Annotated in this window: 13 protein-coding genes and 1 other annotated feature; of the genes, 8 read left to right on the top strand and 5 right to left on the bottom strand. The window is 51.0% G+C overall.

All coding sequences use genetic code 11. The features are described 5' to 3' along the window. A partial coding sequence (locus A8990_RS13220) for a transposase (RefSeq protein ID WP_147306804.1) occupies window positions 1-297 on the top strand: 297 nt, incomplete at its 5' end. 137 nt (window positions 298-434) lie between these two features. Here A8990_RS13220 and A8990_RS13215 read toward each other — a convergent pair. From A8990_RS13215 to mnmL, 4 genes are read right to left on the bottom strand one after another with little or no spacing between them, the layout of a single operon-like run. Beyond that, entirely contained in the window at window positions 435-1,400 is a 966-nt protein-coding gene (locus tag A8990_RS13215) for a type I phosphomannose isomerase catalytic subunit (protein WP_116189510.1), read from the bottom strand. Between the two features lie 36 nt (window positions 1,401-1,436). Then, entirely contained in the window at window positions 1,437-1,832 is a 396-nt protein-coding gene (locus A8990_RS13210) for a VOC family protein (RefSeq protein ID WP_116189509.1), read from the bottom strand. 51 nt (window positions 1,833-1,883) lie between these two features. Next, entirely contained in the window at window positions 1,884-2,507 is a 624-nt protein-coding gene (gene mnmM, locus A8990_RS13205; protein ID WP_116189508.1) for a tRNA 5-(aminomethyl)-2-thiouridylate-methyltransferase MnmM, read from the bottom strand. Continuing rightward, entirely contained in the window at window positions 2,508-3,476 is a 969-nt protein-coding gene (gene mnmL / locus A8990_RS13200) for a tRNA modification radical SAM protein MnmL/YtqA (protein ID WP_116189507.1), read from the bottom strand. A gap of 307 nt (window positions 3,477-3,783) precedes the next feature. On the opposite strand from mnmL, the gene A8990_RS13195 reads away from it, so the two are divergent. Continuing rightward, complete coding sequence (locus A8990_RS13195) at window positions 3,784-3,969, top strand: hypothetical protein (protein WP_116189506.1); 186 nt, start codon at window positions 3,784-3,786, stop codon at window positions 3,967-3,969. A 163-nt stretch (window positions 3,970-4,132) separates the two neighbouring features. Beyond that, window positions 4,133-4,915 carry a tRNA (guanosine(46)-N7)-methyltransferase TrmB gene (trmB, locus tag A8990_RS13190; protein WP_116189505.1) on the top strand — a complete coding sequence of 261 codons (783 nt, stop codon included), beginning with the start codon at window positions 4,133-4,135 and terminating at the stop codon, window positions 4,913-4,915. Here trmB and A8990_RS13185 read toward each other — a convergent pair. Further along, on the bottom strand, window positions 4,834-5,391 hold the full coding sequence (locus A8990_RS13185) for a phosphatase PAP2 family protein (protein WP_116189504.1): 558 nt from the start codon (window positions 5,389-5,391) through the stop codon (window positions 4,834-4,836). The genes trmB and A8990_RS13185 overlap by 82 nt on opposite strands. 207 nt (window positions 5,392-5,598) lie before the next feature. On the opposite strand from A8990_RS13185, the gene A8990_RS13180 reads away from it, so the two are divergent. From A8990_RS13180 to rplT, 5 genes are all read left to right on the top strand, one after another. Beyond that, entirely contained in the window at window positions 5,599-6,780 is a 1,182-nt protein-coding gene (locus tag A8990_RS13180) for a glycosyltransferase family 4 protein (RefSeq protein WP_116189503.1), read from the top strand. Window positions 6,781-7,103: 323 nt separating this feature from the next. Next, complete coding sequence (locus A8990_RS13175; protein ID WP_116189502.1) at window positions 7,104-8,342, top strand: glycosyltransferase family 2 protein; 1,239 nt, start codon at window positions 7,104-7,106, stop codon at window positions 8,340-8,342. Window positions 8,343-8,414: 72 nt separating this feature from the next. After that, window positions 8,415-8,575: a sequence feature (ribosomal protein L20 leader region), on the top strand. Window positions 8,576-8,623: 48 nt separating this feature from the next. Then, the gene (infC, locus tag A8990_RS13170; RefSeq protein WP_245996000.1) at window positions 8,624-9,118 is read left to right on the top strand and encodes a translation initiation factor IF-3; all 495 of its coding nucleotides are present in this window, start codon (window positions 8,624-8,626) and stop codon (window positions 9,116-9,118) included. A 27-nt stretch (window positions 9,119-9,145) separates the two neighbouring features. After that, window positions 9,146-9,349 carry a 50S ribosomal protein L35 gene (gene rpmI, locus A8990_RS13165; RefSeq protein WP_116189500.1) on the top strand — a complete coding sequence of 68 codons (204 nt, stop codon included), beginning with the start codon at window positions 9,146-9,148 and terminating at the stop codon, window positions 9,347-9,349. 48 nt (window positions 9,350-9,397) lie between these two features. Further along, the gene (gene rplT, locus A8990_RS13160) at window positions 9,398-9,757 is read left to right on the top strand and encodes a 50S ribosomal protein L20 (protein WP_116189499.1); all 360 of its coding nucleotides are present in this window, start codon (window positions 9,398-9,400) and stop codon (window positions 9,755-9,757) included. Window positions 9,758-9,840 lie beyond the last annotated feature (83 nt).

Below are 9,840 nucleotides of genomic sequence, written 5' to 3'. Positions count from 1 at the left end.
GCGGAGCGGATTGCTGAAATCTACCGACAACGCTGGCAAATTGAAGTGTTTTTCCGGTGGATTAAACAGCATTTGAATGTGCCTACGCTATTTGGAAGGACACCGAACGCTGTATATGGTCAGTTGTACACCGCATTGATTGTGTACGTGCTGCTTCAGTTCGTGTACATGCAAGGGAATAGCCAGGTTCACCCAAGTGCACGGTTGTCTTTTGTTGAGTTTGACCGATTGATCAGCTTTGCTGCTTTGCCTCCCGAATGGGTGGTCTATTTGGCGAACCATCTCACATTCCCATAACCTAGATACTGGTAAATCAACAGGCGTGGATTTATCCAACATAGCGGGTTACGTAGTAGTTTCATTGGTATCTTCAAGCAGAAAAGCACCCGAAAGCGCCGATCAGCGCTTTCGGGTGCTTCTATGTTTAGACCGTATTAAGGCGTTACGCTGCGCAGCACAGTCAAATGACCGTCCAGCTCATAACCGCCAAGGCTAGCAGGGAGCAGGAAACACTCGCCTGCTTTCACAGCTTGCTTGCCGCCGTCCCAGCTCAGCGAGCCTTCGCCTTCGGCAATGACTAGTATGACGAAAGATTCCGGCGTCGTGGACAGCTGCCACGGTGCGCGAACGAGACCTTTCTCCACGATGAAGTACGGCGATTCCGCGATCGTCAGCCACTCATTGTCACCGATTGCATCGGTTTTCATTCGGCTAGCGCCTGCGCCTTCATACGCGGTTACGTTGAGAGAGTCCTCCACGTGCAGCTCGCGGAGCTTGCCGTCCAGACCCGGACGGTTGTAGTCGAACACGCGGTAAGTCGTGTCGGAGTTTTGTTGAATTTCAGCAACGACAACGCCTGCGCACAGCGCGTGAACGGTGCCGGCTGGAATGTAGAATGCATCGCCTGCTTCAACAGGAACCTCTTGCAAGCAGTCCATGACGCGGCCTTCTTCGATTGCGGAAGCAAGTGCGGCGCGGTCTACGCCTTCTTGGAGACCATAGATAATCTTCGCGCCAGGCTTGGCGTCGAGGATGTACCACATTTCGGTTTTGCCAAGCTCGCCCTTCGGCAAGCCTTCATAGGAATCGGTCGGATGCACTTGGATCGACAGATCGTCGTTGCAATCCAGCAGTTTGATGAGCAGCGGGAAGCGTCCGCCTTCGACATAGCCTTTCGTGCCGAAGTACTCCCGTCCGTATTTCTCCCGAATCTCGTCCAGACCAAGTCCGGCAAGCTCGCCGTTCATGACCTTCGTCGTTCCGTTCGGATGGTCGCCGATCATCCAGCCTTCCCCGATCGAGCCTTCCGGCAGCTCGAGTCCGAATTGCTGCAGCGCGCGGCCGCCCCAAATTCGTTCTTTCATTTCTGGTTTAAATTGCAGCGGATAAACTTGTGTCATCGTAGATCTCTCCCCACTCCATAGTTGCCGTTGCTGTTAGGCTTTTTTCGCTGGCTGGAACATTTCGAGGTACTCGCGGTCCGGCCCGTAGAAGAAGAAGTAGCGCGCACTGTTCGGCAGCGTCGTAATTTCGGTATCTTTAAGCGGAACGCCAAGGCCTTTGATCCGTTCAAATTCGGCTTCCACATCATCCACTGTAAAAGCAAGATGGTGCGTGCGGCCTTCTTCTGCAAGCTCCCCAGGGTAGCCTTCAATCAGTTCGACTTCGGACTCTTCGCCGTCCGAGCCTGCGAGGAAACCAAGACGAATAACGCCGTTAGTGTGCGTCAATGTATACAGATATTTGAGTCCAACGACTTCCGTATAGAATCTGATCGAATCATCCAAATTGCTAACCATAACGCCAACATGCTCCAATTTACGAACTGCCATGAATAAAGACCTCCTAAGAATAATAGACTGCTGCTTCCTATACTTCTTCCATTACCGCTTCTCAATCGCTAACAGGAATGGTGCTTCTGCCTTCTGCGCCATTCGGTACAGCACAGCCTGCGCAACCGCCTGCGGCAGCTCGGAAACGTAGCGAGTCACCGCATCCGCTTCTTCATCGCCGCCGGCATGACCGGGATAGAGGACGACGGTCAAGATGCCGCCTTTGCGCAGCAAGCCGATCGCAGCTTCAAGAGCGGCAATCGTCCCATCCGTTGTCGTGATGATGCTCTGATCGGCGCCAGGCAAGTAGCCGAGGTTGAACATCACTGCGGCAACTTTGCCATGCGCATCCGCTGCGACATGCTTGTCCATCTCAGCATGGCTGGCATGCACGAGATGAACCTGCTGGCGCATGCGAACCGCCGTATCCGTCGATATCCCAGCTCCAGCCTCCGCCTCAGTTGCCTCGTCACTTCCAACCAGCCGCTGCCGCGTACGTTCGAGCGCCTCCGCTTGAATATCAAACGCATATACTGTCCCGCGCGGTCCGACCAGCTCGGCCAGATACTGCGTATCGACGCCATTGCCGCATGTCGCGTCAATGACGATGTCGCCGCTCGCTGCGCGCTCCTTCACCAGCTTGTGCGCCATGCTGAGCACGCTGAGGAAGCCCATTTACTGCGCCTCCCACAGGCGGCCCTGCCATGTTTCGCGCCGTGCCAGCTCATGGTCGATGCTGTTCAGCACTTCCCATTTCTTAAGACTCCACATCGGGCCGATGAGCAAGTCGCGCGGCGCATCGCCAGTAAGCCGGTGAACGATCATCTCCGGCGGCAGAATCTCCAGCGTATCGACGATCAGCTTCACATATTCATCCTGATCGAGGAAGCGGAGCAGGCCGGCTTCATACTGTCTCACCATCGGCGTCTTGCGCATGAGGTGAAGCAGGTGGATCTTGATGCCTTGCACATCCATCGCCGCAACCGCACGGCCCGTCGCGAGCATCATTTCATGCGTTTCCTGCGGCAAGCCATAAATAATATGCGCGCATACGCGGATGCCGCGTGCACGAAGCCGCTTCACGGCATCTTCGTAGCAGGCGGTATCATGCGCACGGTTGATGAGCTCCGACGTCGATTCGTGAATCGTCTGGAGGCCCATTTCCACCCATAGATATGTGCGCTCGTTCAGCTCCGCCAAATAATCGACGACATCGTCCGGCAGGCAGTCCGGCCGGGTAGCGATCGACAATCCGACTACGCCGGGCTGAGCGAGAATGGCTTCATAATACTCCCGCAGCTCCTCGACAGGTGCATACGTATTCGTATACGCCTGGAAATAGCCGATGTATTGCGCTTCCGGCCATTTTTGATGCTGCAGGTCTCGAATTTTATTGAACTGGGTCACCAGGTCGTCCCGCCGGCTGCCGGCGAAGTCGCCTGAGCCCCGTGCGCTGCAGAATGTGCAGCCGCCCGTTGCGATCGAGCCATCGCGGTTTGGACAGGTGAACCCGGCATCGAGCATCACTTTAAACACTTTTCCGCCGAATTGATCCCGCATTTCGTAATTCCATGTATGAAACCGTTTGTCGTTCCACAGCCTAGGCGTAACGGAGACGGCAGCTGTTTCGGTATGAACCTTCATCTTCATAGCTCCTTGCATCTGTCAAATTACTATGTACAATCATAACGAAAATCAGGGCAAATTGCCATGATGAACGGGAATTCCTCCTGAGCTCGGCTATTAACGCGGCATGGACAAGCTGGAAGAAGTGGCGGAATGAAAGCGATTTATTTTTAGAAAAGGGCTTGCAATACCTAACATGAGCTGTTATATTAGAAGGGCGACAGAACAAAGAAAACACTACTTTTCAACCCCTCTCCATAACAGTTTTCATGTCAGGTTTATAATTGGAAATTCGTTTTGAAAAAACCAGTTGAGGTGATGAGGAATGAACAATCAAGTGAAAATTCCTAATGGTGACGAGAAGGTAACTGTTGAACTGACGAGAAAAGAGCTTATGTCGCTTGCCGGCATCCGTTTCTACGATAACCATAAAATTGAAGTTTCCGCACGCAAGAAACTGCACGATCTGCTTGAAGCGCAAGAAAGCGCTCCACCGCAGCTGTATAACTAATCAAGAAGATAATAAGCCGTTGGCGTCCCAAGCGCCTAACGGCTTTTTTGTATTTTTCTATACACTGGCAGTCGCACACTTTACAAGCGGTGCGGAATTCGGGCACAATAAGGACTAGTTAAAACGCGGTAACCTGCGATCGATACTGGAGGAATCAATTGATATGCGTCTTAGAGGAAGAAAAGGCATTTTGGAGAGTCTGGAAGCCCAGCCGGAGCTAGTCGTTCTGGATGCAGCGCCGCATAAAGGCCGCTGGAAAGCGTTTTTCGGCAATGACAATCCGATTTATATTGAGCTTGGCATGGGAAAGGGCCGCTTCATTAGCGATATGAGCGTGCGCAATCCGCATATTAATTTCATCGGCGTCGACATGTACGACGAGCTTATCCGCCGTGCCAGCGATAAAGCAAGAGCGGCATGGGCTGAGAAAGGCGTAGACAGCCCGCCGAATCTGGCGCTGCTGCGCGCGAATATTGAGGGCATCGAGAGCATGTTCGCGCCGGACGAAATTCAGCGCATTCATCTGAACTTCAGCGATCCGTGGCCCAAAGCGAAGCATGCGCGCAGAAGATTGACTCATCCTCGCTTCGTGGCCAAATATATGGAGATTCTGAACGAGTACGGAGAGATTCATTTCAAGACCGATTCGCAATCGCTGTTCGAGTTCTCGCTTAACAGTTTTGCGGATATGGAGCTGCACATGCGGAATATCTCGCTGGACCTGCATAAGGAAACCTTGCGGGACGATCTCGTCCTTACTGAATATGAGTCGAAGTTCGTGGAGCTGGGCAATAACATTCACCGTGTCGAAGTCGTCATCGGCGAGAAAGCCATTGCAGCGCATAAAGAAGCGAAGCGCGCTGCTCAGATGAAAGACCAGGCAGCGGAAATCAGCAATGAAGTGGACGAGCCAAGTATGGCGCCGACCGCAACGTCCGAAGGATAATGCAAGCCGAGGTACATCCGCGACCAGCCTACGGAGACGCCTAAGAGGATGGCGATCGGAAGCAGGATCGGAAGCATGGCTGCATCAACTAATAACCATGGCATAAGCCAAGCGAATATCGCCGTTGTGTGACCCGATGGGAAAGAGGAGTCGCATAGCGGCTTTTTGCATACATTTACAGTTGCGATCGCTTGATACGGGCGCAGCCTGCTGAACTTTCGTTTTACGATAGCTACAGGAATGTGGCTAATAACAATAGCGGCTACGCATTGCCAGCCAGCGGTGCTCCAGGAGCCTGATCCGAGCAGTGCAATCAGCAAAGCGGTAACAAGTGTGAATGTTGCTCCGCCTGTGTGCGTAATCGTTCCTAGCCATCTGCTAAGCCATAAACCTAACCCACGATGCGACGGCCTGCGGTTTGCCCACATTAATAAGCGCTGATCATGTGTAAGGACCCAGAACATCATATTGACCATTCCTTTTCCCTCCCAAGTGTAAACGGTACGCCTTGGTTCGAGTGTAGCGCACAATTGTTTACGCCGTATCAACGGTTTTATAAGCCATTATGAATTTCTTAACAGTCCCTTCATGAACAATTGATATGCAGGTAATACAGCCTCAATATACTGATAGTATAAGCTGGCTGCGCGAACGCGCGGCATATGCAAATGGAGGCGATAGGAATGCGTCTTGCATTGTTTACGGACACGTATGCACCCGATGTCAATGGAGTAGCTCGTACGCTTGAGAAGTGGGAGCATTTTCTACGGAGAAAAAATATACCTTGCCTAGTCTTTGCACCGAATTCCGCAGCAGCCGCACAACGTGAGTCCTCGCCGTTCGTAGAAAGGTTCATGAGCATGCCGTTCTTCCTCTATCCGGAATTGCGCTTTACGCTGCCGAATCCGATCCATATCCGCCGCGCGCTGGAGCAGTTCCAGCCCACCTTGATTCACGTCGCGACCCCGTTCAACATGGGCCTCTGCGGCGTACATTACGCCCGAAAACATCATATTCCGCTCGTTGCTTCATATCATACACATTTTGACCGTTATTTGGCGTTTTACAATATCCATTGGATGGTTAAGATGTTATGGAGGTACCTTGAATGGTTCCATCAGGACTGCCGGCGTATATTCGTTCCATCCGCCTCGACCTTGCATGGTCTTGCCGAGCGCGGCTGGGATGAGGAACGTCTCTCGGTCTGGACGCGCGGCATCGATGCGTTGCATTTTCATCCGATTGTTGATCGTACTGCACTGCTTGCAGAGCAAGAGATTGCAGAGGATAAGTTTGTCGTCCTCTATGTAGGCAGAATGGCACCGGAGAAAAATGTAGACACAGCTGTTGCAGCTTTCGCGAAGTTTCAGCGTGAGACAGGCAAAGATGCCGTATTCGTACTGGCCGGCGACGGTCCGCAGATGCAGCAGATGAAGCAGCTGGCAGCGCGCGAAGGCATTAACACGCGGTTCCTCGGCTTTACGGCCATGCCGAAGCTTCAGCAGTGGTATGCGGCAGCGGATGTGCTGCTATTCCCATCGCCAACGGAGACGTTCGGCAACGTCGTGCTTGAGGCAATGGCTTGCGGCACGCCGGTTATCTGTGCAGATAGCGGCGGTGTCGTGGACACAGTCAATCACGAATGGAACGGACTGTTATGCGAACCGGGCAATGCCGATGCATTCTGCGATGCGCTTGAGCGGATCTATCTTGATGAAGAACTGAGAAAAAGATTGATCGCAAGAGGACTCGCGCACAGTATGAGACAGTCTTGGGAATCCATTTTCGAGGAGCTGCTTGCGAGCATGGAGCAGGCGGCACAGCAGCCGGTTATTAGTTCATCAATTCGTCACATTGGCAGATAATTGGACGAAACTTTCCAGCTGCCAGCATCGTTTACAGAAATGAGTATCAAGAATGAATGTAAATGGATGAAATACGGGTGAATCGGCAGGAAACTCGCTTTCCTTTCTGGTAAAGCCCCAATGCAAGCGCTTTTCTCCGTTTTCTTGGCGTGAGAGAGGCGATTTCTACTTTTGACAAACAGGCGCATTGTGTGGAAAATCATTTAGGTTGCGGAAAAAATACAAACAGAGAAAACCGCGGCCACAGTCACCAAGAATAAATGACGTATACAGAAAACTAGAGAGAAGATAAAAATGGGGTCTCAAGGGGGCAGTACAAGTAAATGTTCAATACGATTATTATTGTGTCTCAAATCTTTTTGGCGTTCGTCGGCGTGTATCAATTTGTCATTTCGTTGTTCGGTATTGTAAGGAAACGTAAGGAAGCGAAGCATGCGCCGCAGAAGTCGTTCGCGGTTCTTGTGGCGGCACACAATGAAGGTCAAGTGGTTGGCGCGCTGATAGAGAATTTGAGAAACCTCGATTACCCGAAAGAACTTTACGATATTTTTGTTATTTGCGATAACTGCACGGATAATACGGCAGAAATCGCGCGCAGCATGGGCGTTCATGCCATGGAGCGCAAAAACCCGCATCTGCGCGGCAAAGGCCACGCGATCGAGTGGATGTTGAAAGAGCTCTGGGCAATGCCGCGCCAATACGACGGCATTGTGATGTTTGACGCAGATAACCTGGTCGGCAACGACTTCCTGACTTATATGAACAACGACCTTTGCGAAGGCCACAAGGTCATCCAAGGTTACCTCGATACGAAGAACCCGACTGATTCTTGGGTTACCGCTTCGTATGCGATCACGTACTGGTACTGTAACCGTCTATGGCAGCTGTCCCGCCGCAACTTGAACATGGCGAACTACCTTGGCGGTACGGGCATGTGCTTCGAGACTAACCTTATTAAGGAAATGGGCTGGGGCGCAACAAGCCTTGTCGAAGACTTGGAGTTCTCGATGCGCTGCGTGAAGCGCGGTATCCATCCGGTTCTGAACTACGATGCCAAAGTGTATGACGAGAAGCCGCTCAGCTTCAAAGCGTCGGCTAGACAGCGTCTGCGCTGGATGCAAGGTCACTTTACGGTAGCCCGCAGCTATTTCTTCCCGCTGCTCTGGGCAAGTATCAAAGAACGCAGCTTCGTGAAGTTCGATGCGGCGCTGTACTCGATCTCGGTATATAACACGTTCCTAGGCTTTATCGTTACAGCTATGCTCTGGATGGATAATATCATTCCAGCCCATAATGTATTTACATCGATTTATTATTATGCGCCGAACTGGGTTGCGCCGCTGGCGATCTTCCTGACGGCAGTTATGTTCCCGCTCGTGATGGCGCTCGAAGGCATCAAGTCGCCGAAGATGTATGCGCATCTGATCTCGATGGTGTTCTTCCAGCTTTCGTGGCTGCCAATCACATGTTATGCGTTCTTCACGCAGAACAACAAGCAATGGAGCCATACGCAGCATACGCGCGTGCTTCGTCTGGAAGAAGTGCAGAGCAAACAAGTTTAGTGGTTGACTTCACTTGATGCGCTGTGCTATAGTATTTCAGTAACATCTCTTGAACAACCTCATAAGATGTGTACGCACAAGCAGAAGCACCCGCTTCTCACCTACTCGGCTCTTAGCTGAATGGTACGCGATCGATGATTGTAATTGGCAGCAACGTTGAGTTGCTTTTGAAAGCCTACGATCTTGGTGAATGGAATGCGGGTCCTAATGTGGATCCGCATTTTTTGTTTTGCTTGATTCATAATTTTTGGAGGTGGCAGGTTATTAGCAGGGAACATCAAATCAATGATGAAATTCGGGCCAGAGAAGTGCGTGTCGTTGGTGCAGAAGGCGAGCAGCTTGGTATTAAGCCTTTCCGCGAAGCACTGCAATTGGCAATCGATTTGAACATGGACCTAGTGAACGTTGCACCGACAGCGAAGCCGCCGGTGTGCAGAATCATGGACTATGGCAAATTCCGTTATGAGCAGCAGAAGAAAGATAAGGAAGCACGAAAGAATCAGAAAATCGTAGACACGAAGGAAGTTTGGTTCCGGGCTAACATTGACGAGAACGACTACCAAACGAAATTCCGGAATGTCGTGAAGTTTCTGGGTGAAGGCGATAAAGTGAAATGTTCTGTTCGTTTCCGCGGACGTGAAATTACACATGCATCAGTTGGCCAGAAGATTCTGGATCGACTTGCAACAGAAGTTGCTGACTTGTGTGTCATGGAGCGTGTACCGAAGCTTGAGGGCCGCAGCATGATCATGATTCTAGCACCGAAAGCGACTTAATAATCAATCATTGAGGAGGATCATCAAATGCCTAAAATGAAAACACACAGCAGCTTGAAAGACCGTTTCAAAATCACTGGTACTGGTAAAGTAATCCGTTACAAAGCGTACAAGAACCACCTTCTTTCCGGCAAATCGTCCCGTCAGAAGCGTGTACTTAACACGCAGCCGAACCTGGCTACTGGCGATTACAAACGTCTGCAACAAGGCCTTGCAAACATCAAAGGTTAATTAGAACGATCTAATTTCGTATAAATATTACTCGGGAGGTTTCTACTCATGGCAAGAGTTAAAGGCGGATTCGTCCGCGCACGTCGTCGTAAAAGAATTTTGAAGCTAGCGAAAGGTTATTTCGGTTCGAAACACCGCCTGTTTAAAACAGCAAAAGAGCAAGTAATGAAATCTCTGCTCTACGCATACCGTGACCGTCGTCAACACAAACGCGACATCCGCAAACTGTGGATCGTTCGTATCAATGCTGCAGCTCGCCAAAACGGCCTGTCCTACAGCAAATTCATGTACGGTTTGAAGCTTGCGGGCGTTGAAGTTAACCGCAAAATGCTTGCTGACCTTGCAGTGAACGACATTAACTCGTTCAACTCGTTTGCAAACCTTGCAAAACAAAAAGTAAACGCGTAGGCTTAGGCTTACACGTTTTGATAGAGAGCGTCTTTCTGCTGAGCAGAAGGACGCTCTTTTTGTTGCACTTGGTTAGTTGTCAT

This window comes from Paenibacillus taihuensis, assembly GCF_003386535.1.
GTDB lineage: Bacteria > Bacillota > Bacilli > Paenibacillales > Paenibacillaceae > Paenibacillus_Z > Paenibacillus_Z taihuensis.
The sequence above is the reverse complement of the archived record's forward strand: the minus strand, read 5'-3'. Positions and strand labels throughout refer to the sequence as shown.